Here is a 22,459-nt window from a genome sequence, read left to right as displayed (position 1 = left end):
CGGCCCGGCTCAGGTGAGGTCGAAGGGTTCGACGCCGTGTCCTTCCCAGATGCGCCGGGAGGCGTCCTCGGGATAGGGGGCCGTGGTCACCTCGGCGTCCAGGAGCCGGGTGAGCCGCCCGTCGGTGACGCGGTAGGCCGGCCAGCCGGGGTCGCCGTGGGCGGCGAACGACGCCCAGGAGCGGCGGATGTCGTCGGCGAGCGTGAGCGCCTGGGCGGGCGGCGGTTCCTCGCCGAACAGCAGCCGGGCGGCGGGTGCGGAGTAGGTGCCGAAGAGCAGGTGGACGTCGAGGCCGTGGGCCGCGCCCAGCGCGCCGCCCAGCGCGGGCGCGGGCCAGCGCAGTTCGTAGAGGTGGGCGGTGCCGCCGCCGGCGGAGTGCGCGTCCGCCAGGTGCAGGGAGGGGACGCGGAAGAGCACGTCGGCGTGGACGAGTTCGTAGAGCGCGGCGGCGGAGGCGCCCGGGTGGGCGGCGCGGTAGGCGCGCTCGCCGTCGGGTGCGGGGGCGAAGGCCCGCAGCGCCGTCGTGGCGTCCTCCTCGGTGATCTTCTCCAGGCTGCCGGTCAGCACCAGGAACGGCCGGAACTCGTCGCGGGTGTGGCCGGTCAGCAGGCCGACCTCGCTCGCGCGGCCGTCGCGCAGGGTCCGCCAGGGCACGTCCGGCACCAGGTCGCCGTCCACGACCGGGCAGAAGGGGACGCCCGAGCGGGCCAGTCTGCCCCAGCGGTCGACGTGGGCGGGCAGTCCGGCCATGAGCGCGTCCACCTCGTCGGCCAGGCGCTGCGGCGCGATCGTGGCGAGGGAGGCGACGGTGGGGGTGCCGCCGAGCCGGGCGGCGAGGGTGGCGGCGATGTCGCGGGCGAGGGCGGGGGTGGTGTAGAGGCCCGGTACGGACTGGGTGACGGCCCGCCGGAAGAGGCCGGCGGCGCGTGGGGCGGCCAGCAGGGTGGCGATCGAGCCCGCTCCGGCGGACTGGCCGCAGAGGGTGACGCGGTCCGGGTTGCCGCCGAAGCGGGCGATGTTCTCCTGTACCCACTCCAGGGCCGCGATCTGGTCGAGCAGGCCGCGGTTGGCGGGGGCGCCGGCGAGCTCGGCGAAGCCTTCGGCGCCCACCCGGTAGTTGACGGTGACCACGACCAGGCCGTGCCGGGCGAGGAGCGTGGCGTCGTACAGGGGGTCGCTCGCGGCACCCGCGAGGTAGGCACCGCCCGTGATCCACACCAGGACCGGCAGCCCGGACCCGCCGGCGTCCGGGGACCAGACGTTGAGCGTGAGCCAGTCGGTGCCGGGGATGCCTCCGGGGGTACGGAAGGGGCCGGACTGCGGGGGCGGTGGCCCGAACTCCACGGCGTCCCGTGTCCCGTCCCAGGACGGTGGCGGCTGGGGTGCGGCGAAGCGCAGTTCGCCGACCGGTGGCCGGGCGTAGGGGATGCCGCGGAAGACCGCGAGTCCCTTCTCGGTCCGTCCCCGGACCGTGCCCTGGACGGTGCGTATCTCCACGCCGGTGCCGCTGGTCATCCGCGCCCCTTCCCGAAACCGCCGGACGGGCTGGATTCTGGGCCCGTCCGGCGTCCGGGGACAAGGGGGCGCCGTGGTGCGGCGGCTACTTCACGCGGCCGTACCAGACGCTGTTGGTCCAGATCTTCTCCAGCCGGACGGAGCCGCCGGGCTTGGGAGAGTGCCAGATCTTGTTGCTACCCGCGTAGATCCCCACGTGGTAGACGTTGCTGCCGGAGTGGAAGAAGACGAGGTCACCGACCTGGCGGGAGCCGCTGCTCAGGTGCCGGGTGGAGTTGTACTGGCTCTGGGCGGTGCGCGGGAGGTTCTTGCCGACCTTCTTGAACGAGTAGAGCGTCAGGCCCGAGCAGTCGAACCGGTTCGGGCCCGTGGCGCCGTACTGGTAGGGGGAGCCCTTCTTGGAGGCCGCGACCTTCAGTGCCTTCTCGCCCGGGGTCGCCGCCTGGGCGCCGGTGGCGAGGCCGGGGACGAGCACCGATGCCGCCAGTGTGGCGGCGGTGAGGGCCGACGCGGTGCCGGCCCGGGAAACGAGTGCAGGTATGCGAGGCAACGCAGACATGCCAAAGCCCTTCGGCATCCGCCTACGAAAGATGACCTGTCGGGTTCGGGCTGCGAAGTTGCCCGGCCACAGTGTGGCTTCACCCCAAGGACCACCGCTTTCGTGGTCCGTACCGCTTGGGTCTCCCGCTCCTGCCGATTCGACGTTTCGATACCGAACCCGGTGCGGCGGCAGGACTCGGCGTCCGCCCGGGTCGCCCGCCTCGGTGACGGGATCTTGTGTTCGGTGAGAGATCCTGCACCATCAATCGCTCAAATTCGGTGCCCAAACGGCCATCTGTGAACTTCTTCACTTCGGGGTCGAACACGGAACCGCAGCCCCTCCACCACCCGCCGTCTGCGCCTAAACCCTTGCCCCGCAGGGGACTTGAAGCACGCGGGCCCCGGTGGCGGAATGCGCGGTTCAGCACGGCCGGCGCCACGCGTCCAGCTCGAGCCTCTTGCGCATCGAGCTCAGCCCGAGCCGCTTCGCCGTCCCGCAGAACTCCTCCGGCGACAGGTCGTATTCGACATGGAAGACCGCTTTGTTCTGCTTCACGAACGGGGTGAGCTTCTCGCACTCCCCGTACTGCGCGCACTGTTCGTTGACCGCGAAGTCGAAGTCCCGGACCAGCTCGGGGATCTGCTCGAGGTCGTTCTTCAAACCGATGGCCAGCCCCCGCTCATGAGCCAGCTTCACCAGCATCCGGTTGAAGGCCAGCTGGTCCGCGGCCGACAGCGGGAATCCGGTGCGGTTGCGGAAGCCCTCGGTCAGATCGGGCTCCACCGCGTCGAAGCCCTTTTGCCGGCACATGTCGATGCGCGCGGCCATGAGGGGCCGCAGCGTGTCGAGACGGCGGATGTCCAGCCACTTCTCACCGTCCCAGCCCTTGTTGTTCCTGCCGAGCAGCGACTTGGGGAAGCGCGCGTGGTCCGGCCGGAAGTCCTCCCAGGCCCCGGCGTTGATGTAACAGATCACCTTGCGGCCCCGGGCGTGCAGGCGCGCCACCGTTTCGGCGGAGTTCTCGAAACCGTCGATGTCGTAGACGGGGACGTCCACGGAGGTGTCGACCTTCCCGCCGAGCTGCCACTGCCAGCGCAGGCCCGGCCGGGGCTGCCAGCGGCGGGCGGCCCGGGGCGAAGCGCCGTCCGGGGCCGCCGTCATCCGGTCCACCGGGCTCTCGCCACCCGGCTCCGCCGCCTCCTCGGCCGGGGTCGAACAGGCCGCGAGGACGAGCAGCAGCGCGCCGAGGAGGCCCGCGCGGGCCCGGCGGCCGGTCACCGGGCCACCGGCAGCGGTGCGCTGCACCACGGGTTGGCCCCCGTCCCCGGCACCGCGCAGTGCACCCCCGCACCCCGCGCCCCGGCCATGCGGGCCACCTGCGCCTGCTGCCCCTCGGGCACCCCGTGGACCAGGTGACAGAAACGCCCGGGCGGATGGTCGGCCGTCCAGTCGGGCACCCCGGCGCGCCGGTAGTCCTCCCAGGTCCCCTCGAAGGTGACGAGGACATCGGCGAGCGCGGCGTAGCCCGGGTCGGGGTGCGTGCCGGGGTTCAGCACGGCCGTGCGCGCGCCGAGCACCCGGGCGGTCATGACCAGCCACCGGTAGCGCGGCAGCAGGGCCGCGTGCGCGGCCGCCTGGTCGAAGAAGACCCCGTCCACGTCGTACCACCTGCGGTGTCTGCGGACGTCGGCGACCACCGCGCGGGGCGGGCGCCGGCCGTAGGCGGTGTCGACGTAGCCCAGCAGCCGCACGCCCGCCGCGCGCAGCCGCCCGGCGGCGGCCCGGAAGTGCGGGTCGGGGCGGCTGCCGGGGCCGTCCGCGACGTTGAGCACGACCGCGTGCGGGCCGGGGGCGGCCGCCGTCAGTGCCGTCAGCGCCGCCCATGCTCCCGGGTTCACGGCCGGATGCGCGTACAGCGGGACGAGCAGGCGCCGGCCGTCCCCGGGCGGTGCGGGGCGTGTCATCGCACGGGCTCCGCGGCCCGGCCGCGGGTCTCGGCCCACAGGTCGGCCAGGGAGTCCTCCAACCGGTACCGGGGCGCCCAGTCCAGGGCGCGGGCGGCGGCCGTGATGTCCGCCTGCTGCCAGGGCACGGCGGCCGAGCGCGGCGAGCCGTCGCCGTCCTCCTCGATGCGCTCCCCGGCCGGCCCGGTGAAGCCCGCGGCCCTCAGCAGCCCTTCGGCGACGTCCCGCACGGGCCGGGCGGCGCCGCCGGCGACGTTCAGGACGGCGGGCAGCGGCCGGGGGGCCGCGACGGCACGGGCGACGGCGTCGGCCACGTCCCGGGCGTCGACGAAGTCGCGGCAGGCGGAGAGGTCGCCGGTGCGTACCCGCCCGCCGGGCCCGGCCCGGTGCAGCTCGCGGGCGAGGCGGCCGGGCAGACAGGCGGCGGGGGCGCCGGGGCCGAGGGGGTTGAACACCCGTAGGACGACGGCGTCGAGGCCGGAGCCGGTGACCGCGAGGGTGCCGGCGAGCTTGCTCGCACCGTAGAGGCCGACGGGGCGGGTCGGGTCGGACTCGGTGACGGGCCGGTGGCCGTCTCCGGGCCCGTACTCCGCGGCCGAGCCCAGGTGGACCAGGCGTGCGTCGGGGGCGGCGGCGTGCAGGGCCTCGCACAGGGCGGCGGGGCCGCGGGCGTTGACGGCGGTGAGGGCGAGGGCGCTGCCGCCGACCGCGCCCGCGCAGTTGACGACGGCGTCGGGGGCGGCCTCGCGCAGCACGGCGGCGAGGTGGCCGGGGTCGGCCCCGGCCAGGTCGACGGGCAGGGCACAGCCGGGGGCCCGGCCGGCGCCGAGCACCCGCGCGCCGGGGAGGGCGCGCAGGCGTTCGGCGGCGTGCCGGCCCAGGAAACCGGTGGCGCCCAGGACGAGAACGCGCATGACGCGCCGTCACGCTCCCTTCATCAGCAGGTCGCGGTGGACGGAGAATTCGGCGTTGGCCCGGTCGTAGTCGTCGGGGCGGCCGATGTCGAGCCAGTAGCCGTCGAAGGCGTAGGCGTGCGGCGGGGTGCCGTCGCCGAGCAGGTCCAGGACCAGTTCGTCGAAGCCCAGCGGCAGGCCGGGGGTGTAGCGGGCGAGGGCGGAGCGGGAGACTCCGTAAACGCCCATGGAGACGCGGTAGTCCATGCTGGGCTTCTCGGCGAAGCCGACGACGCGGCCGGAGTCGGTGGTCAGGACGCCGAAGTCGATGCTGACCTTGCGGGCGTAGGTGGCGATGGTCAGCGGCGCCCGGGAGGCGACGTGGTCGCGCAGGACGTCGCCGAAGTCGAGGTCGGTGAGGATGTCGCCGTTCATGACCAGGAAGTGTTCGGGCAGCCGGTCGGTCATGGTGAGCAGCGGGCCCATGGTGCCCAGCGGGCTCTCCTCGGAGGCGTAGTCGACGCGGATGCCCCACTGGGAGCCGTCGCCGACGTAGGCCCGGATGATGTGGCCGAGGTGGCCGATGGCCAGGGTGCAGCTGGTGAATCCGGCGCCGGCCAGCTGGCGCATGACGATCTCGAGGATGGCGTGCTGGTCGCCGATGGGCACCAGGGGCTTGGGCAGCGCGGTGGTGTACGGGCGCAGCCGGACGCCCTTGCCTCCGGCCAGGATGACTACGTGCATGGGTGCCGTTCCTCTCTCGTGCCGCGATGGGTGGGGACGGAACGTCAGACGTTGTAGATGCCGGTCTTGTACCGGCGGAGGTTGACCGGGTCGCGGAAGAACGCGACGGTCTCGCGCAGTCCCTGCTCCAGGGTGTGGGCCGGGGACCAGCCGGTGGCGGCCCGCAGCCGCGAGGCGTCCGCGACCAGGCGCATCACCTCGGAGTCGGCGGGACGCACACGCCGGGCGTCCTCGACGACCTCGAGATCGACGTCCATGAGCTTGCCGATGAGGGTCACCAGGTCGCCGATGGATATCTCCTCGCCGGTGCCGGAGTTGAAGGTGCGGCCGAGGACGGCGGCGGCGGGCGCGGTGCCGACGGCGCGGAAGGCGGCCACGGTGTCCGCCACGTAGCTGAAGTCGCGGGTGGGGCGCAGGTCGCCGAGGGTGATGGTGTGTTCCCCGGCGGCGACCTGGCCGATGACGGTGGGGATGACGGCCCGCATGGACTGGCGCGGGCCGAAGGTGTTGAAGGGGCGCAGGGTGACGACGGGGAGGCCGAAGCTGGCGTGGTAGCTGTCGGCGAGCCGGTCCCCGCCCGCCTTGGACGCGGCGTAGGGGGACTGGGTGTTGATGGGGTGGTCCTCGGTGATGGGTACGGTCCGCGCGGTGCCGTAGGTCTCGCTGGTGGAGGTGTGGACCAGGCGTGGGACGTCCAGGTGGCGGACGGCCTCCAGGACGTTGAGGGTGCCGGTGACGTTGGTCTCGACGTAGCTGTGCGGGGCGCGGTAGGAGTACGGGATCGCGATGAGCGCGGCCAGGTGGTAGACGGTCTCGGCGCCCTTGACCAGGCCGTGTACGGAGCCGGGGTCGCGGACGTCGCCGAGGACCACCTCGGTGTGGTCGAGCACGTCGGCGGGCAGGTCCTCGAGCCAGCCGAAGGACGAGAAGGAGTTGTACTGCGCCATCGCGCGGACGCGGTGGCCGTCGGCGACGAGCGCCTGGACGAGGTGCGAGCCGATGAACCCTTCGGCGCCGGTGACGGCGACGGTTGCGGTTGCGGACATGCGGGTCTCCTCCGTGCGGAACGGGTGGTGCCGGGGACGTGGTGCGGCGGAGCGTTTCACCGGCGGGCGCCGGTCAGCGGTGCGTGGTGATCCGCCCGAGCAGGGCGGTGGCGACGGCCAGCAGGACGGCCGCCGCACCGGTACAGATCAGCAGTTGGCCGGTCGCCGGGGCCCACAGGCTCAGCGCGAGGGCGGCGGCCTGGGTCCCGGCGGCGCCCAGGCAGAGCAGGGCGGGGAGCCAGGCGACGCCGTGGGCCTGGAGCAGCAGCCCCGACCAGAGCACCGCGCCGAGGGCGAGCAGAGCGGTCAGGCGCACGGCGTCGGGCGGAGGGGCGCCGGGCCACAGGGCGCCGACGGCGAGGGCGAGGACGGTCAGGGCCGCGAGGTAGCCGGTGACGCAGAGGGTGAGCACCCGGACGGCCCGGATCAGCAGTCCGGTGGTGGTCGTGGCGGCGGCCAGTGCCGCGAGGGCCAGGCCGCGGCAGCGGTGGAGCAGCCATTCGGCGGCGCCCATGCTGAGGGTGAGGGCGAGGACGGCGGGGCCGCCGGCGCCGCCCGTGCGGTGGACGGCGCTCTCGCCCAGGGCGGCGAGGGCGGTCAGTGCCCCGCAGCCGAGGCCGAACAGGCCGAAGGGGACCGACGCGAGCGGGGAGGGGGCCGGCGGCCCGGCTGCCGGGGCGCCTTCCTCGCGCCGGGTGCGGGCGATCTCGTGGCCGGCCGCGAACAGCGCGCCGCCGGTGGAGGCGAGCAGCAGGGCGACGCCCACGCCGGGTGGCGGCTGGGTGAACAGCAGGACCGCTCCCCCGGTGGCGGTGGGCAGCAGGGCGCCCAGCAGGAGCCGTTCGCGGCCGAGGACCAGCAGGACGGTGGCCGCCGCCAGGTAGAGGACCTGGCCGGCCGCGAAGGCGTGCGCCCCCGCCGGCGCGGGCAGGGCCAGCGCGGCGCCGGTGGCGAGCAGGGCGCCGAGCGGGGCGCCCGTCGCCAGGCTGCGGCCCGCCGCCGCGCGCCCGCCGGCCGCGAGGCGGGTGTACGCGCGGTGGGCGAGCGCCTGGTTCCACGCCCAGGCCACGAGCGCGGAGACCACCAGCGCCCCGGTGCCGGCGGGCAGCCCGGGGCTCTCCCGGTTCCCGTCCGTCAGGGGCGAGGCGAGGGCGTAGCCGAGGCCGGGCAGGGTGAAGATCAGGGAGCGCAGCAGGAACGGGCCCGGCGCCACCCGCCAGGGGTCGGGCCGGGGGTCCGGTTCGGGGTGGCTGCGCGGCACCCGGGCGTAGAGCTCGGCCGCCAGCTCGAAGGCGTCGTGGCGCCCGTAGCGTTCGGCGATCTGGTCGCCGGTCAGCCCGTCGGCCTCCAGGACGGCGGCTATCTCGTCCGGGTGGACGGCCGCGGCGCACACCCCGCCCAGTTCCTCGGCGAGTTCGTCGAGCGGGTCCGCGGCCCACCGGGGGCGGGCGCGGGCGCGTGGTGCGGCGGCCGCGAGGGCGTGGGCGGGTTCGGGCTCGTCGGGCACGAGCCGCAGCAGGCCGCTCATCGCGCACCGCCGGCGGCCAGGGCCATGACGGGCGGGGAGACGGCGGCGTGCGGGGTCTTGGGCCCGTTCCGCCGCAGGCCGGCGAGGTCGTGGTAGATGTCGCGGAAGGCGCTGATGGTCTGCCGGAGGGTGAACTGTTCGATGACGCGCAGCCGGGCGGCCTCGCCCATGCGGGCGCGCAGCCCGGCGTCGCCCAGCAGCCGCAGCGCCGCGCGGGCCATGCTCCGCGGATCGCGGGGTGGTACGACCAGTCCGCTGTCGCCCACCGCCTCGCGGACGCCGCCCACGTCCGTGGAGACGGTGGCCCGGCCGCACGACATGGCTTCGATGAGGGTGAAGGGGAAGCCTTCGCTGATGCTGGAGAGCATCACCACGTTGCCGGCGGCGTAGGCGTCGCGGATGTCCTCGACGCGTCCTTCGAAGGTGACGGCGTCGGCCACGCCGAGCTCGGCGGCCAGCGCCTGGCAGGCGCTGCGGTAGCCCTCGCCGCCGCGCGGTGTGCCGCCGAACAGGCGCAGCCGTGCGTCGGGCAGTTCGGCCCGTACGAGCGCGAAGGCGCGGATCAAGGTCTCCAGGCCCTTGATGGGGTCGACCCGGCCGGCCCAGCTCAGGGTCGGGGTGGACGGCTCGGGGCCGGCGGGCGGGAACGCGGCCGGGTCGACGCCGTTGTAGACGGTGCGGATGCGTTCGGGCGGGGTGCCGCCGTGCTCCTCCCAGCGGCGGTTGTAGCGGTTGCCGGGGGTGACGAGCGCGGCGCGGCGGTAGCTCTCCTGGGCGAGCATCCTGAACAGGCCCAGCATCAGGGCCTTGACGGGCCAGCGGTAGGGCTCGGTGCGGAATCCCAGGTAGCGCTCGCGCAGGTAGACGCCGTGTTCGGTGAGCAGGAACGGGGTGCCGTGGCGGTGCTGGGCGACCAGGCCGGGCAGCGTGGCCAGGCCGCCGCTCACCGCGTGGGTGATGCCGTGGTCGGGTGGCCGGGCGGCGAGCGGGCGCAGGGCGTGCTCCAGCAGGTCGGTGGCGGCCAGGGCGTCGTGGAGGGTGGGGCGCGCGGCGGCGGTGGCGAGGTGGGGGCGGTTCCAGACGCGGGTGAGCAGGCGGGCCGCCTGCTCACCGCGCAGGGCCGCGAAGAGCGTGCCGTCGTCGGCGTGGTCGGCCAGCCGGTACAGGCCGCGGGCGAAGTGCTGTTCCTGCGCGGGGTCCAGCAGGGCGAGCAGGAACCGCTCGTAGCAGGTGAGGAAGCGTTTCAGGGCGCGGCCGCGGGGTGCGCGGCCGGGCGGGGGCGGCCCCCACAAGGGGAGGGTGTCGACGGCCCGGACGTTGCCCGGCGGCTGCCAGGCGAGCGGTTCGCGGCCGGTGCCGGTGACGGCGATGACGCGGAAGTCGACGTCGGGCATGCCCTGGACGAGCTGGTCGCACCAGACGCTGACCCCGCCGTGACTGTGCGGATAGGTCCCCTCGGTGAGCAGGGTCACCGAGGGAGCGGCGGACGCCGTATCGGCTGACGGTCCGTGCATGGAAGTCGGTTCTCTCCAGAAGGCGGTGCGGCGACAGGACGGTGCGGCACGAAGGTGCGGGCCGGCATCAGCGCCGGTCCCTGTCGCCGGGGCCGTGGGGCACCGGGGTGCTGACGCCCCGCGGTACGGGGAGCGCGGTGGCGGGGGCCGGTACCCGGGTGGCCTTGCCGGAGAGGATGCGTGGTGCCCAGGTGCCGTCGGGCAGGGCGAAGGCGAGGGTGCCCTGGCCGGCGGCGGGGGCGGCCCAGCCGGAGCGCTGCCCGGCGTAGGCGGTGCCGAAGGGGATGCGGCCGGTGCCCTGGACCTGGACGGTGCCGGTGGGCAGGGTCGCGGTGACGTCGACGCCGGCGGGGGCGCTGACGGTGATGTCGGAGCCGGTGCGGTGGGCGCTGACGGTGCCGGCCTTGACGGCGGCGGCCCAGGTGGCGCGCTTGCGCAGCTCCGCGCCGATGTCCCGCATCCGGAGGTTGACCAGCGGGGTGCTGTCGGCGAAGAGGGCGCGGTAGTCGGCCAGGATCTTCTCCAGCGCCCGGTAGCCGATGCGTTCCTCGGCGAGGTTGGACTGGTGGATGAAGTGCGGGCGCGGGTCGTTGGCGAGCACATGGCCCATGGCGATGCGGCTCTCCAGCGGCACGATGTGGTCGGTGTAGCCGGTCTCGGCCGGCAGCGGCGCCTCGAGGCAGGTGGTGGTGGCCGAGCCCTCGCACAGGCCGCTGCCGCCGTCGGAGGCGCGGGTGTAGAGCCAGTTGTACTCGTCGACCTGCTCGGTGACCTTGCCGGCGTTGTAGAAGATGTTCATCGGGTAGCGGGGCACGGTCAGGGCCGGCCCGAGCCGGCGCTGTTCGCGTTCGCGGGAGCTGTCGGCGGCGAGCCAGGCGACGCCGGCCTGGGTGAGGGCGGGCGCCAGCTCGGGGTTGTCGTCCCGCTGCTGCGGCAGGGTCGCGAGTCCGGAGTGCTCGCCGGTGACCAGTTCGTCCTTGTCGACGGCCAGGCCCTGCCGGGCCGCCCAGGCCCGGTTGTCGCCGATCTGGGCCGTGATGGCCGCCCGTGAGGTCCAGCGGACGTTGCCCAGCGCGTCGGTGGCGCACCTCCACGGCACCACGGAGGTGTCCTGGACGCAGCCGATGAAGGGGTGGTTGTAGGTGTGGTCGATCCAGCGGAACGCGCTCTGGTCGGAGACCAGTTGCTGGGCGAGGGGGTCGGAGCCGGCGTGTGCTTCCTTGTAGCCCTCGCTGCCACCGCCGTTGAAGGCCAGGTCCAGGGTGAGGCCGTGGTCGCGTGACCACTGCGCGGCGTGCTGGGCGTCGGCGGCGGTCATCCGGATCGGGTCGGTCTCGGGGTGGGTCCCCGGCGGGCAGTCGACGTCGCCCGGGGTGCAGTTGAGCCGGGAGTCCCACCGGTCGTCGGAGCCGAAGACGTCGTCGACGTGGATCGCGAAGTAGTTGCGGGCCGCGCCCAGGTGGACGCCCTGGGTCAGCCACTCCACGATGCCGCGCGAGAGCAGCCTGAACTGGCTCTGGTGCCGGTTGTAGACGAAGGTGACGACCAGTTCGCTGCGTCCGTCGTGGGTGTACTGCCCGATCAGCGAGCCGCGCCGGGACTGCCCGGGCACGGGGGCGTCGAGGTAGCTGGTGTACGTCGCGCCGTCCGCCTGTCGCTCGAGCGGCACGCCGAGGTAGCCGTAACTTTCGCCCACGCCACTGTCGTTGTCCTCGAACGGAACGTTTTTCCTGAGGTAGCCGAACGGCCCCGCGGCCCCCTCCGCGGTGACCTGCGCGGTCCGTCCGTCCAGGGTGCCGGCGTAGGCGGCGTTCAGGCCGACGGCCGGACGGGCGTAGGTGTAGGCGTCCACCTGCCGGATGCCGAAACGCCTCTCGTATCCGGCGACGGCAGCCATCTCCGCCGAGCCGTCCCCGAAGGGATTGTCGTGGGGCAGGACCACGCCCTGGTACTTGGCCCGGGGTCTGCCGTCCACGGTGTCACTGAGGAACGCCTCGTCCACGCGCGGGCGCCCCGGATCGGCGAGGTCGACCCTGGTGTACGGCGTGCCGGCGGTCTCCAGTTCGGTGCGGATCGCCTCGACGGCGGGCCCGCCGTCGTCGACGACGAGGACGCGCAGGTCGACGCGCGGTACGGCCCCCGCCGCGCTCGCGCCGGCGGTGGGCAGCCCCACCGCCAGCAGGGCGGCCGCGACCCAGGCCGCGACCAGACGTGGTGTACGCCCCATGTGCTTCTCCCCCCACGGACGAAACCGCGCGTGGGGCGCGTGGCGTCCGTACACGACGTGTGCGTACGGCGCCGGTCCGGGCGCCCCCGCACATCGGTTGATCACCGGTTCGGCTCCCCGCGCGACCGGACTCCCCACTCCGGCCGCGACCCCTCCCCTGCCACGGGCCGGACGCGGACGTCCGGTCTCCGAGCCGTGCGACCGGAGCCGGGACCGCACGACGACGACGCGGCTCCGGGCACACGGGTGCCTCGGCCTCGGGTGACACCTCTGCCTCCCGACCGCTCAGCCATATAGTGCGCCATGCCCGAACCCCACGCGGGGCGCACCGGGCAGGAGCCGTGGGGCCCTTGGTGATCGTTGGCCGGATCTCACCATCCGCCCCGGGGGCAACGGCACCTGGACGATCCCCCAAGGGGCGCGGCCATCTCCGTGTGACCTGTGTCAACTTCCGTATACGACGTCACCAGGCGCGCACCGGGGGTCGGACGGCACATGAGGCTCCGCCGTTCCAGATCGTCGGCAGATCGGCCGGATGACGGCTGTCCAATATGCCGGTTGCGCAGGGCATTCGACGGATGCGGCTGTCATCTGCCGGCCGTCGCCGGGACGGCGGCGGCACCCGGGGCCCGGTGCTCGCTGGTGACTTCCAGCGCGCCACGGGCAGGCCGTGGTCGCAGCCGCTCGGCCCGGCCCACGCGCTCGTAGATCGCCGCCCACGCCCTGGCCACCGCCGCGGACCCCACCGACCGGCCGGCGATCGCGGCGGCCCTCGGCCGGACCCGGCTGCCGACGATCGCGGGTCTGGTCGACTTCACCAGCGGGCCCACGCCCAACGTCGCGCTGCTGCCGCTGGCCGGCGGCCAGTGGCGGCCGGGCCCGGACCGCCGGCAGGAGCTCGCGCTCGTCACCACCGCCCGGCTGCCGCGACTGGCTGCGGAGGCGGAGCTCACGATCGGGCTCTGACCCCGCTCGCGCGCGGCCTCACACCACGGCCAGGACGATCTTCCCGGTGAGGTGGCCGTGCTCGCTGGCGCGGTGGGCCTCGGCCGCCTGGCTGAGCGGGTAGACGCGGTGGATGGGCAGTTGCAGGATGCCGGCCTCGTGGAGGCCGAGGGCGGCGCCCAGCGCGGTCACGGTCTGGGCGCTGGGGCCGGAGCTGAAGCGCACGCCGTGCCGCCGGGCGCCCTCGTCGTCGGCGATGGTCACCACCCGGTCGGGGCCGCCGGTCAGCTCGACGGACACCCCGACGGCGTCGCCCTTGCCGACGGCGTCCAGTGCCGCGTCCACCCCTTCCGGCACGGCCTCCCGCACCCGGTCGGCGACGCCCTCCCCGTAGGCGACCGGGGTCGCGCCGAGGCCGCGCAGGTACTCGTGGTTGAACTCGCTCGCCGTGCCGACCACCCGGATGCCGCGGGAGCGGGCGAACTGCACCGCCAGGGTGCCCACTCCCCCCGCGGCGCCGTGGATCAGCAGCGTCTCCTCCTCGCTCAGCCGCAGCGCGTCCAGCGCGCGCCAGGCGGTCTCGGCCGCCACGGGCAGGGCCGCCGCCTCCTCCCAGGACAGCGAGAGCGGCTTGACCACCAGCTCCGTGGCCGGCGCCAGGGCCTGTTCGGCGTAGGCGCCGGTGGCCGTGCGGCCCAGGACCGCGTCCCCCGCCCGCACCTCGGTGACCCCCTCGCCGACCGCCTCGACGATGCCGGAGGCCTCCACGCCCGGGATGTGCGGGAGCTCGAGGGGGAACACCTCGGACAGGGCGCCGCTGCGGAGCTTGTGGTCGAGCGGATTGACGCCGGCGCAGCGGACGGCGAGCCGGACCTGACCGGGCCCCGGGGAGGGCAGGTCGGTGTCGACGAGCTGGAGCACCTCGGCGGGGCCGTAGGTGCCGAAGGTGATGGCCTTGATCATGGTCATGGAATCACCATCATCGAAAATCAGGATTTTCCGTACCAGGCTGGCCGCTGTCCCTCCGGAATTACGCCTGCTCCTCCGCGAGCCGCTTGACGCCCTCGAGCGTGGCCCGGATGCCGGTGCGCAGCTCGCCCAGACGCCTGGTGAGCAGCTCTTCCTCCCGCTCCGGCATCCGGTCGATCGCCGCGCTGAGCCCGGAGGGCGCCGGCCCCAGGCGCGCCGAGTGGCGCAGCAGGGTGCCGCCCTCCTCGGGCCGGAGATCGAACGCCCACGTGGCGAGGGGGTGTGCGGGGTCGGCGGGGCCGCCGCCGAACCGGTTGTCCGGGTCCGTGACCGCCCAGGCGAAGCGCCGCTCAAGGTCCATGTCGACCACATGGGAGACGGTCCGCCACTCGCCCACCAGCGGGTGGCGGTTGTGGCCGGCGAAGCGCGCGCCCAGCCGCGGTCCGGTGGCGTCGTCCAGCCACTCGGTGCGCTGGAGTTCGGGGCTGAGCCGGGCCGGCAGACCGATGTCGGTCACCAGCCGCCAGACCTCGGGGGGTGCGGCGGCGATCCGCACCTCGTCGTGAACGCTCGGGCCGTCCGCGTAACGCATGGCGCCTCCTGGCTGGTGGTCATGACAAGCCGTCGGGGCCAAGTCTGCACACGGACGCGGACGTTCCGGCGGCCGTCGCCCTGTGGTGCTCCTCTCAGCGGTCCCCGCCGGCGCCGCCCTCGTCACCGGGGAAGAAGTCGACGAGCAGCATGTCGCGGACGCCCGCGCCGGCGCCCGGCGCGGGCAGGAGCGGGGAGACCCCGTGGAGCACGCGCCGGTCGTCCAGGACGATCGTCTCCAGCGGCTCGGTCAGCGACGCCCGGTGCAGGGGCCGCTCGCGCAGGTCGTACAGGCAGGACTCGGCGCCCCGCACGTTCTCGCGCCGGATCAGCACCTGGGCGACGTAGCTGTGCCCGTCCCGGTGGATGCCCTCGGGTGTGGGGTGCCCCTCGGCGTCGGCGGTGGCGGTGACGCGGATCTGGTGGACGCCGCACGTGTCGATGCCGGTGCGCGGGCCGGGGAGGCGGCCGAGGAGGGTCCGTACGACCGTGTGCAGGGCGGCCCCGGCCGCCACCGCCTCGTGCAGCGGGGCGAACATGCGGTCCACTCCGCCGTTGACCCTGTTCACGGCGCGGTCCTGGAAGAAGGCGACGTGCGGCAGCGGTCGCAGGCGGCCGCCGACGAGGCGGAACCTGCCGTAGCGGCGGAAGCGGTAGGGGGTGGCCGCCCCCAGGTGGGCGTCGGCGGGCAGGTCGTTCCAGGACTCGGTGAACCGGGTGACCGACTCCCGCGGTATCCGCCCGAGTGCCGCGGTGAGCAGGTCGGGCGGGTAGTGGGCGAAGGGGGCGGGGTTTTGCCGACCGCCGCCTCCCGCCCCGCCGCCGGCGAGCACGACGAGCCGCTCCGGCATGACACATCCCCCGTATTCGCCCCGTATCAAGTGTGCTTCGTCGCACCACGGTACCGGGCGGCCGCCGTTCGTCCACCCGCGGCGCAAGCCCGCGGGCCGGGGCCGGAGTTCACCCGGCGTACACCGATCGTGCCCGCGGCGCTCGCCCCGCCCCGGAGGCGCGCACCCGGCGGCTGCGGGATTCTGGGGGTGTGAGAGCGGTCTTCGTGGTCTCGGTGCACGACGTCGCCCCCTGGAGCTTCGCGCGGAGCCGCCGGTGGCTGGCGGACCTGGACGACCGCGGCGTGCCCGCCACCTTGCTGCTGGTGCCGGGCGCCTGGCGGGGAGTGCCGCTGCCGGACGACCCGGCCCTGGTGCGGTGGCTGCACGACGCGCGGGGGCGTGGCCACGAGCTCGCGCTGCACGGCTACGCCCATCAGGCCGTACCCGGCGCTCCGCCGGTCCGCCGGTGGCTGAACACCGTGCTGGCCCGCGGCTGTGCGGAGTTCGGCGCGCTCGACGAGCGGGCGGCGCGCGACAGGCTGGAGCGCGGGCTGGCCGCCCTGGCCTCGGTGGGCATCGTGCCGGAGGGCTTCACCCCGCCGGGCTGGCTCGCCTCCGCGGGCAGCCGGGCGGCGCTGCGCGGCCTGGGCCTGCAGTACACGACGAGCCATCTGGCGGTGGACGACCTGCGCACCGGCCGCCGGCACCGGATGCCGGCCCTGTCCCACCGGCCCGGCGGCCTCGGCGAACGGGCGGGCGCGGCGCTCATGCCGGCCGCGGCGCGCCGGTGGTCGGCCCGCGGCCGGCCGTTCCGCATCGCGCTGCACCCCGCCGACCTGGACCGGCCGGGGCTGCGCGAGCGCGCCCTTGAGGCGGTCGACGCCGCCCTGGCGGCGGGGGCGCGCCCGTGCACGTACGCCGCGCTGGTGCGCACCGCACGAGGGGCCGTGCCGTGAGGATCGTGCAGCTGGCCAACTTCTACGGCCCGGCCTCCGGTGGTCTGCGCACCACGCTGGACGCCCTGGGCCGGGGCTACGTCGCCGCGGGCCACGAGCGGGTGCTGGTCGTGCCGGGCCGCCGGTACGCGTGGGCGCGCGACGACCGCGACGGGCTGCGGGTGACCCTGCCCGGTGTGCCGGTGGGCGGCGGCTACCGGCTGCTGCTCGCGCCGCGGGCGCTGCGCGCCCTGCTGCGGCGCCTGGCGCCGGATTCGGTCGAGGTGTCGGACAAGCTGACGCTGGTGCGTGCGGCGGGCTGGGCCCGGGCGCACGGCGTGCGCTCGGTGCTGCTCTCCCATGAGCGGCTCGACGCGATCCTGGCGCCCCGCCTGCCCTCGTGGCTGCCGCCGGGCCGGCCGGCGGACGCGTGGAACCGCCGGCTGGCCGGGGCGTTCGACGCGGTGGTCGCGGCGTCGGCCTTCTCCTGCGCGGAGTTCTCCCGTGTGGCGGCCCCGGCGCTGCACCGGGTGCCGCTGGGCGTCGACCTGGACGTCTTCCGTCCCGCGGCCGCCGGGACCACGCTGCCGGAGCCGGGCATCGCGCTGGTGCACACGGGCCGCCTCTCGCGGGAGAAGTCGCCCCACCTGCCCGTGGAGGCCCTGCGTCTGCTGCGGCGGGGTGGCATCGCCGCCCGGCTGGACGTGCTGGGCGACGGCCCCGAGCGCGTACGTCTGGAGCGGCGGGCGGCCGGTCTGCCCGTGCGCTTCTACGGCCACGTCGGCGACCGCCACGCCGTGGCCGCGCTGACGGCCCGGGCCGATGTGGCCCTGGCCCCCTGCCCGGTGGAGGCGTTCGGCCTGTCGGTCCTGGAGGCCCTGGCCTGCGGCACGCCGGTGGTCACGGCGGACCGTGGCGCGGCGCCCGAGCTGCTGGCTCCGGGGGCGGGCCTGGCGGTGCCGGCGACCGCGCCGGCGATGGCGGAGGCGGTGGCCCGCCTGGTGACCGGCTCGCGTGCACGGCAGCGGGGCGCCGCGCGGGGGCGGGCGGAGGAGTTCCCGTGGTCGAGGACGGTGGAGCGGATGCTGGCGGTGCATACCGGGGGGTGAGCGGGGGTGTTCCCCTACCCGCCCTTTCACCGTTTCTTGTCCTCAAGCGCCGGACGGGCTGGATTTCCAGCCCGTCCGGCGCTTGAGGACACCGCGCGAAGCGCGGTCCGGGCGAAAAGCAAGGTCAGGCCGTCGGCGTGACCGCCGCGCCCGGCTGTCGCTCGCGTGCCTTCTTCGGCGCGACGAGCCGCTCCGCCAGCTCGCCGAAGACCAGGCCGAACCCGGTCCACAGCACCAGCTGGACGGCGAGAGCCGACAGGCGGAACTGCCACAGCAGCGTCGCCGGGAAGCCCTCCGGCACATTGTCGCCGGACGGCAGGAACGCGTACGCGAGCCCGACCGCCACGGCCAGCGCGGCCCCGGCCGCCACCGTGGCGTGCCAGTTGCCGAGCCGGGGGGCGAGCCGCTTGCCCAGGATGACCGCGCCGATCGCCAGCAGCATGCTGAGCGCGATCATCAGGAAGAACAGCGCCGTGCGCTGATCGAGGGTGTCCGGGTCGCCCACCGCGGGCGGGTTGGCCGGGTACTTCAGGAACGGCACGAGGAAGACGGCCACGAACGCGCCGAGCGCGAGCAGGGCCGCCGTGGCCCGCGGGCCGAACCGGCCGACGCGGCCGAGGGCCACGCAGAACGCCAGCGCGGCGATGCCGCCCAGCGCGACGCCGTAGACCAGGATGCCGGTGGCGAGGCCGCCGGTGGCCTGCATCGTGCGGCTGACCAGCTCCTCACCGCCGCCGTGGTCGTGGCTGTGGGCCTCCTCGAAGGCGATGGCGGCGTCCACATGGGGCTCGCCGAGCAGATAGGCGGTGATCAGGGCCAGTACGCCGGCGGCGAGGCCGGCGAGCATGCCCCGCACGAGCAGGGCTCTTACGGATACGGAGTTCACGAGCTCGTTCCCCCGGTGGTCAGTGGCAGGGGAAGCCGAGCAGGTGACGGCCGTCGTGCACCCACTCGTGCACGCCCTCGCCGGAGATGAGCGCCGTGGCACCCTGCTCCGCCCCGACGAAGTAGAGCAGGGTGAGCATCAGGAGCCCCACGAAGACCACCCAGGGAGCGATGGCCTTCAGCTCGATGGGGGCGACCTCCGGTATGGCGGGGGTGCTCGACGCGGGGACAGCGGACTGGGCCATGGCGGAACCTCCTGGGGAACAACGCGTCCCGATCGTTGGTGCGGGCGACGGTGCCGGGTCTGACTTCCTGCCGCCGCCCCGGAGATCAGCGGGGGGCGCGCGTCAGGTACACAGTGGCGCGACCGTGCCGGATTCACACCGGCTTCCGAGGCGCACCGTCGTCATGTACACGCGACCGTACCGCCTACCGGATCACCGCGCTACGGGCGTATGGATGCGCACCCCCCGCGCACGCCCCGCCCGATGCCCGTGGTCTGCTGGGCTCTTGGGCCCGAGCGCCCGTCCGCCGCCGGGGAGGAGACGAGGACCGTGACCGTTCGTGTGATGCTGATCTCACCCGCGCCCGGGCTCGCATCGCGGGCCGCGCGCTTCGACGACGACGCGCCGCTGGACGAGGCGGGGACGCGCCGGGCGCGCGCGGCCGCCGCTTCGCTGCCGGGCGGTGCGCGCGCCGTCGCGGCGCCGTCGAGGCGCTGCCGGGAGACGGCCGCCGCGCTGGGCCTGGACCCGGCCCCCGCCCCGGGGTTGCGTGACCTCGAGGTGGGCCGGTGGCGGGGCCGGTCGCTGGAGGAGCTGGCGGCCGGCGAACCGGAGGCGGTGGCGGCCTGGCTGGCGGACCCCGGGGCCGCGCCGCACGGCGGCGAGAGCGTGCTCGACCTGGTCGCCCGGGTGGGCGGCTGGCTGGACGGCCTGGCCGGGGGCGACGGCGGCCGGATCCTGGCCGTGGCGGATCCCGCGGTGATCCGCGCGGCGGCCGTCCACGCGCTCGGGCTGCCGCCGGCGGTGTTCTGGCGCCTGGACGTGGCCCCTCTGACCCTGACCGAGCTGACCGGCCGCGCCGGACGGTGGAACCTGCGCTGCGGCCGCCCGCTCACGGCGCCCGCCCCGGCGGCCGGCTGATCCGCGGGAGCCGCCGCGCCGGCCCTGCCCCGCCGCCCCTCAGCAGCGGTACGGGCCGGCGCGGCGGCGGCTTCGGGGGCCGGTGACCATAACGGTCGGCCTTGTGCGGACCGTTATGGTCACCGGCCGGCCGGGGCCGGCGGCTCACCGCCACGACGGCCCGGCCGGCTCGCCACGGGCCGACCGCGGGGCCGCGTGGCTCCGCCGCGGAGGGCCGGGGCCATCGCTCAGCCGCTACCGCGGCACACCCGGCCGGTCGCCCGGGGCGTTGCCCCGCCCGGCTACTGCCCGCCGCCGCGCTCCGCGCGGACCCGGCGGGCGGCCTCGACCAGGTGCTCGAGCGAGGTCCGTACCTCCGCCCAGCCACGGGTCTTCAGACCGCAGTCCGGGTTGACCCACAGCCGCTCCGCCGGGATGGCCTCAAGGCCCGTGCGCAGCAGCGCGGCGATCTCCTCGGTGTCCGGGACGCGTGGTGAGTGGATGTCGTAGACGCCCGGACCGACGGCGTGCGCGTAGCCGGCCGCGGCCAGTTCACCGGCGACCTGCATGCGGGAGCGGGCGGCCTCCAGGCTGATGACGTCGGCGTCCAGGTCCTCGATGGCGGCCATGATGTCGCCGAACTCCGCGTAGCACATGTGGGTGTGGATCTGGGTGTCCGCCCGGACCCCGGCCGTGGTGAGCCGGAACGCCTCGGTGGCCCACGCCAGGTACTCCGCCCGGTCGGCCGTGCGCAGCGGCAGCGTCTCGCGCAGCGCGGGCTCGTCAACCTGGATGACGGCCGTGCCCGCGGCCTCGAGGTCGCCGACCTCGTCCCGCAGGGCGAGGGCGACCTGGCGGGCGGTGACGGCGAGCGGCTGGTCGTCGCGGACGAAGGACCAGGCGAGCATGGTGACGGGACCGGTGAGCATCCCCTTGACGGGACGCCGGGTGTGGGACTGGGCGTAGGTCGTCCAGGCCACGGTCATCGGCTCGGGGCGGGAGATGTCGCCGGCGAGGATCGGCGGGCGGACGTAGCGGGTGCCGTAGGACTGCACCCAGCCGTGCTGGGTGGCCAGGTAGCCGGTCAGCCGCTCGGCGAAGTACTGCACCATGTCGTTGCGTTCGGGCTCGCCGTGGACGAGGACGTCGAGCCCGGCCTTGTCCTGGAAGGCCAGGACCTCGCGGATCTCGGTCGCGACGCGCTCGTCGTAGGCGGCGGCGTCGATACGCCCGGCGCGCAGGTCGGCGCGGGCGGTGCGCAGTTCGCGGGTCTGGGGGAAGGATCCGATGGTCGTGGTGGGCAGCAGCGGCAGGCCGAGCCGGGCCTGCTGGGCGACGGCGCGCTCGGGGTACGGCTGAGGGCGGCGGGCGTCCGCGGCGGTGACGGCCTCCGCGCGGGCCCGTACGGCCGGGTCGCGGGTGAGGGCGGAGGCGGCGCGGGAGGCCCGGGCGGAGCGGTTGGCGGCGAGCTGCGGGGCGATGGTGTCGATGCCCTCGTTCAGGCCGCGGGCGAGGGTGACGGTCTCCTCGGCCTTCTGCCGGGCGAAGGCGAGCCAGCGGGCGACCTGCGGGTCGACGTCGCGCTCGGCGGTGGCGTCGAGGGGGACGTGCAGCAGGGAGCAGGAGGGGGCGACGTCCACCCGGTCGGCGAGGCCGAGGAGGGTGGCGAGGGTGGACAGGGACCGCTCGAGGTCGTTGATCCATACGTTGCGGCCGTCGATGACGCCCGCGATCAGGCGCTTGCCGGGCAGGCCGCCGGCGGCGGCGAGGGCGTCGAGGTTGGCGGCGGCGCGCCCGGTGAAGTCCAGGGCCAGGCCCTCGACGGGGGACTTCGCGAGGACGGGCAGGGCGTCGCCCAGGCGGTCGAAGTAGGTGGCGGCCAGCAGCTTGGGCCGGTCGGTGAGCGCGCCCAGCTCCCGGTAGGCGCGGGCGGCGGCGTTCAGTACGGCCGGGGGCTGGTCCTGCACCAGGGCGGGCTCGTCGAGCTGGACCCAGGTGGCGCCGGCGGCTCGCAGGTCGGAGAGGACCTCGGCGTACACGGGCAGCAGCCGGTCGAGGAGGGTGAGGGGCTGGAAGCCGGGCGGTGCGCCGGGCGCGGGTTTGGCCAGCAGCAGATAGGTGAGGGGGCCGACGAGCACGGGCCGGGCCGTGTGCCCCAGGGCGAGGGCCTGCCTCAACTCGCCTGTCTGCTTGCTGGAGTCGGCGGTGAAGGCGGTGTCAGGGCCCAGTTCGGGCACGAGGTAGTGGTAGTTGGTGTCGAACCACTTCGTCATCTCCAGCGGCGGCAGCTGCTGGGTGCCGCGGGCCATGGCGAAGTAGCCGTCCAGGGCGTCGGCCTCGACGGCGGCGCGGTACCGCTCGGGGACGGCGCCGATCATGACGGTGGTGTCCAGGACGTGGTCGTAGAGCGAGAAGTCCCCGGTGGGGACCTCGTGGACGCCGGCGTCGGCCAGGCGCCGCCAGGCGTCGCGGCGCAGGGCGGCCGCGGTGTCGTGCAGGGCGGCGGCGTCGACGCGGCCGGCCCAGTAGCCCTCCACGGCCTTCTTCAGTTCACGGCCGGGCCCCTGCCGGGGGTAGCCGTGGACGGTGGCCCGGGCGCGGACGGCGGCGGGGGCGGTGGGGTCTGTTGCCACGGAACTCTCCTTCGCGAGTCGCGGGGGGATCCCGGTGGGGGCCCGAGCGGACGAAGGATCGGCAGATGGTGGCGGAGCGCGCCCAGGCGTGCCCGTCCGTACCGCCGGCCCGCCCTCGAGGCCACCGAGATCGCCGCGTGCGGTCGCACGCGGGCAGCGGCAGGTATTCGGACTCGCGGGCACGCCGTGTCCGGAATCAGGACACGGCACCTATTGGCCGTCGCTTCCCGGGCCGCTGGGGCGGTCCAGTGCGTATGACGGCGGTCGTTCCCGCTCACCGCTGCGGGGCAGTCCCGGATTTCCACCGGGTTCCCTCTTGCGACGCGCCCGCCTGGACGGCGGGGCGAACCGGCTGCGCCTTCACCCTAGACGCACCGGCCCGCCGGCCGACAGGGGTTGCCCGGACAGGTTCGATCTTGGATGCCGCCACAAATATGACCAAAGCAGGAAACCCCGGCCGGTC

Annotated in this window: 20 protein-coding genes and 3 riboswitches; of the genes, 3 read left to right on the top strand and 17 right to left on the bottom strand. The window is 75.1% G+C overall.

Annotated elements, in window-relative coordinates; genetic code table 11:
* Positions 1–9: 9 nt before the first annotated feature.
* The 14 genes from ABZ956_RS08625 to ABZ956_RS08560 form a co-directional block, all read right to left on the bottom strand.
* A complete protein-coding gene (locus ABZ956_RS08625; protein ID WP_361888945.1) occupies positions 10–1,515 on the bottom strand; it encodes a carboxylesterase family protein in 1,506 nt (501 codons plus the stop codon).
* An 85-nt stretch (positions 1,516–1,600) separates the two neighbouring features.
* Complete coding sequence (locus ABZ956_RS08620; RefSeq protein ID WP_361888942.1) at positions 1,601–2,074, bottom strand: C40 family peptidase; 474 nt, start codon at positions 2,072–2,074, stop codon at positions 1,601–1,603.
* Positions 2,075–2,077: 3 nt separating this feature from the next.
* Positions 2,078–2,229, bottom strand: a riboswitch (cyclic di-AMP (ydaO/yuaA leader).
* 247 nt (positions 2,230–2,476) lie between these two features.
* A complete protein-coding gene (locus ABZ956_RS08615; protein WP_361889413.1) occupies positions 2,477–3,217 on the bottom strand; it encodes an endo alpha-1,4 polygalactosaminidase in 741 nt (246 codons plus the stop codon).
* Between the two features lie 113 nt (positions 3,218–3,330).
* Positions 3,331–4,020, bottom strand: a complete 690-nt coding sequence (locus ABZ956_RS08610) for a spherulation-specific family 4 protein (protein WP_361888939.1) — start codon at positions 4,018–4,020, stop codon at positions 3,331–3,333.
* Positions 4,017–4,934 carry an NAD(P)-dependent oxidoreductase gene (locus tag ABZ956_RS08605; protein WP_361888936.1) on the bottom strand — a complete coding sequence of 306 codons (918 nt, stop codon included), beginning with the start codon at positions 4,932–4,934 and terminating at the stop codon, positions 4,017–4,019. The genes ABZ956_RS08610 and ABZ956_RS08605 overlap by 4 nt, the downstream gene beginning before the upstream one ends.
* 9 nt (positions 4,935–4,943) lie before the next feature.
* On the bottom strand, positions 4,944–5,657 hold the full coding sequence (locus tag ABZ956_RS08600) for a sugar phosphate nucleotidyltransferase (protein WP_361888933.1): 714 nt from the start codon (positions 5,655–5,657) through the stop codon (positions 4,944–4,946).
* Between the two features lie 44 nt (positions 5,658–5,701).
* On the bottom strand, positions 5,702–6,703 hold the full coding sequence (locus tag ABZ956_RS08595; protein WP_361888931.1) for a GDP-mannose 4,6-dehydratase: 1,002 nt from the start codon (positions 6,701–6,703) through the stop codon (positions 5,702–5,704).
* Between the two features lie 73 nt (positions 6,704–6,776).
* A complete protein-coding gene (locus ABZ956_RS08590; protein WP_361888930.1) occupies positions 6,777–8,231 on the bottom strand; it encodes a hypothetical protein in 1,455 nt (484 codons plus the stop codon).
* A complete protein-coding gene (gene pelF, locus ABZ956_RS08585; protein WP_361888928.1) occupies positions 8,228–9,745 on the bottom strand; it encodes a GT4 family glycosyltransferase PelF in 1,518 nt (505 codons plus the stop codon). Before pelF ends, ABZ956_RS08590 begins: the two co-directional genes overlap by 4 nt.
* A 67-nt stretch (positions 9,746–9,812) precedes the next feature.
* On the bottom strand, positions 9,813–11,972 hold the full coding sequence (locus ABZ956_RS08580; RefSeq protein WP_361888926.1) for a hypothetical protein: 2,160 nt from the start codon (positions 11,970–11,972) through the stop codon (positions 9,813–9,815).
* A 587-nt stretch (positions 11,973–12,559) separates the two neighbouring features.
* Complete coding sequence (locus ABZ956_RS08575) at positions 12,560–12,925, bottom strand: hypothetical protein (RefSeq protein WP_361888923.1); 366 nt, start codon at positions 12,923–12,925, stop codon at positions 12,560–12,562.
* 31 nt (positions 12,926–12,956) lie between these two features.
* Positions 12,957–13,880 (bottom strand): NADP-dependent oxidoreductase, encoded by a 924-nt coding sequence (locus ABZ956_RS08570; protein ID WP_361889410.1) that lies wholly within the window; start codon positions 13,878–13,880, stop codon positions 12,957–12,959.
* Between the two features lie 67 nt (positions 13,881–13,947).
* Complete coding sequence (locus tag ABZ956_RS08565) at positions 13,948–14,478, bottom strand: SRPBCC family protein (protein ID WP_361888920.1); 531 nt, start codon at positions 14,476–14,478, stop codon at positions 13,948–13,950.
* A gap of 94 nt (positions 14,479–14,572) precedes the next feature.
* On the bottom strand, positions 14,573–15,328 hold the full coding sequence (locus ABZ956_RS08560; protein ID WP_361888918.1) for a 2OG-Fe dioxygenase family protein: 756 nt from the start codon (positions 15,326–15,328) through the stop codon (positions 14,573–14,575).
* A 191-nt stretch (positions 15,329–15,519) separates the two neighbouring features.
* Between ABZ956_RS08560 and ABZ956_RS08555 the strand changes: the two genes are divergently transcribed.
* Positions 15,520–16,266: a polysaccharide deacetylase family protein gene (locus ABZ956_RS08555; protein ID WP_361888915.1), complete on the top strand. Its 747-nt coding sequence runs from the start codon at positions 15,520–15,522 to the stop codon at positions 16,264–16,266.
* Positions 16,263–17,354 carry a glycosyltransferase gene (locus tag ABZ956_RS08550; protein WP_361888912.1) on the top strand — a complete coding sequence of 364 codons (1,092 nt, stop codon included), beginning with the start codon at positions 16,263–16,265 and terminating at the stop codon, positions 17,352–17,354. The genes ABZ956_RS08555 and ABZ956_RS08550 overlap by 4 nt, the downstream gene beginning before the upstream one ends.
* 124 nt (positions 17,355–17,478) lie before the next feature.
* Here the strand turns inward: ABZ956_RS08550 and ABZ956_RS08545 are convergent, their stop codons facing one another.
* Complete coding sequence (locus ABZ956_RS08545) at positions 17,479–18,240, bottom strand: CbtA family protein (RefSeq protein ID WP_361888909.1); 762 nt, start codon at positions 18,238–18,240, stop codon at positions 17,479–17,481.
* A gap of 19 nt (positions 18,241–18,259) precedes the next feature.
* Entirely contained in the window at positions 18,260–18,484 is a 225-nt protein-coding gene (locus ABZ956_RS08540) for a CbtB domain-containing protein (protein ID WP_361888907.1), read from the bottom strand.
* A 57-nt stretch (positions 18,485–18,541) separates the two neighbouring features.
* Positions 18,542–18,631: riboswitch (cobalamin riboswitch) on the bottom strand.
* Between the two features lie 162 nt (positions 18,632–18,793).
* Between ABZ956_RS08540 and ABZ956_RS08535 the strand changes: the two genes are divergently transcribed.
* Positions 18,794–19,384 carry a histidine phosphatase family protein gene (locus ABZ956_RS08535; protein WP_361888904.1) on the top strand — a complete coding sequence of 197 codons (591 nt, stop codon included), beginning with the start codon at positions 18,794–18,796 and terminating at the stop codon, positions 19,382–19,384.
* A gap of 281 nt (positions 19,385–19,665) precedes the next feature.
* Here the strand turns inward: ABZ956_RS08535 and metE are convergent, their stop codons facing one another.
* On the bottom strand, positions 19,666–21,996 hold the full coding sequence (gene metE, locus ABZ956_RS08530) for a 5-methyltetrahydropteroyltriglutamate--homocysteine S-methyltransferase (protein ID WP_361888901.1): 2,331 nt from the start codon (positions 21,994–21,996) through the stop codon (positions 19,666–19,668).
* A gap of 161 nt (positions 21,997–22,157) precedes the next feature.
* Positions 22,158–22,314: riboswitch (cobalamin riboswitch) on the bottom strand.
* Between the last annotated feature and the right edge of the window lie 145 nt (positions 22,315–22,459).

The organism is Streptomyces sp. NPDC046261 (assembly GCF_040646235.1).
Lineage (GTDB): Bacteria > Actinomycetota > Actinomycetes > Streptomycetales > Streptomycetaceae > Streptomyces.
Note: the sequence above shows the minus strand (reverse complement) of the source record. Positions and strands in the feature narration are given on the sequence as shown.

Bases quoted from the DNA above. Each gene is read 5' to 3' on its own strand.
- ABZ956_RS08625 (WP_361888945.1), bottom strand. From the start codon at position 1,515: ATGACCAGCGGCACCGGCGTGGAGATACGCACCGTCCAGGGCACGGTC.
- ABZ956_RS08620 (WP_361888942.1), bottom strand. From the start codon at position 2,074: ATGTCTGCGTTGCCTCGCATACCTGCACTCGTTTCCCGGGCCGGCACC.
- ABZ956_RS08615 (WP_361889413.1), bottom strand. From the start codon at position 3,217: ATGACGGCGGCCCCGGACGGCGCTTCGCCCCGGGCCGCCCGCCGCTGG.
- ABZ956_RS08610 (WP_361888939.1), bottom strand. From the start codon at position 4,020: ATGACACGCCCCGCACCGCCCGGGGACGGCCGGCGCCTGCTCGTCCCG.
- ABZ956_RS08605 (WP_361888936.1), bottom strand. From the start codon at position 4,934: ATGCGCGTTCTCGTCCTGGGCGCCACCGGTTTCCTGGGCCGGCACGCC.
- ABZ956_RS08600 (WP_361888933.1), bottom strand. From the start codon at position 5,657: ATGCACGTAGTCATCCTGGCCGGAGGCAAGGGCGTCCGGCTGCGCCCG.
- ABZ956_RS08595 (WP_361888931.1), bottom strand. From the start codon at position 6,703: ATGTCCGCAACCGCAACCGTCGCCGTCACCGGCGCCGAAGGGTTCATC.
- ABZ956_RS08590 (WP_361888930.1), bottom strand. From the start codon at position 8,231: ATGAGCGGCCTGCTGCGGCTCGTGCCCGACGAGCCCGAACCCGCCCAC.
- pelF (WP_361888928.1), bottom strand. From the start codon at position 9,745: ATGCACGGACCGTCAGCCGATACGGCGTCCGCCGCTCCCTCGGTGACC.
- ABZ956_RS08580 (WP_361888926.1), bottom strand. From the start codon at position 11,972: ATGGGGCGTACACCACGTCTGGTCGCGGCCTGGGTCGCGGCCGCCCTG.
- ABZ956_RS08570 (WP_361889410.1), bottom strand. From the start codon at position 13,880: ATGATCAAGGCCATCACCTTCGGCACCTACGGCCCCGCCGAGGTGCTC.
- ABZ956_RS08565 (WP_361888920.1), bottom strand. From the start codon at position 14,478: ATGCGTTACGCGGACGGCCCGAGCGTTCACGACGAGGTGCGGATCGCC.
- ABZ956_RS08560 (WP_361888918.1), bottom strand. From the start codon at position 15,328: ATGCCGGAGCGGCTCGTCGTGCTCGCCGGCGGCGGGGCGGGAGGCGGC.
- ABZ956_RS08540 (WP_361888907.1), bottom strand. From the start codon at position 18,484: ATGGCCCAGTCCGCTGTCCCCGCGTCGAGCACCCCCGCCATACCGGAG.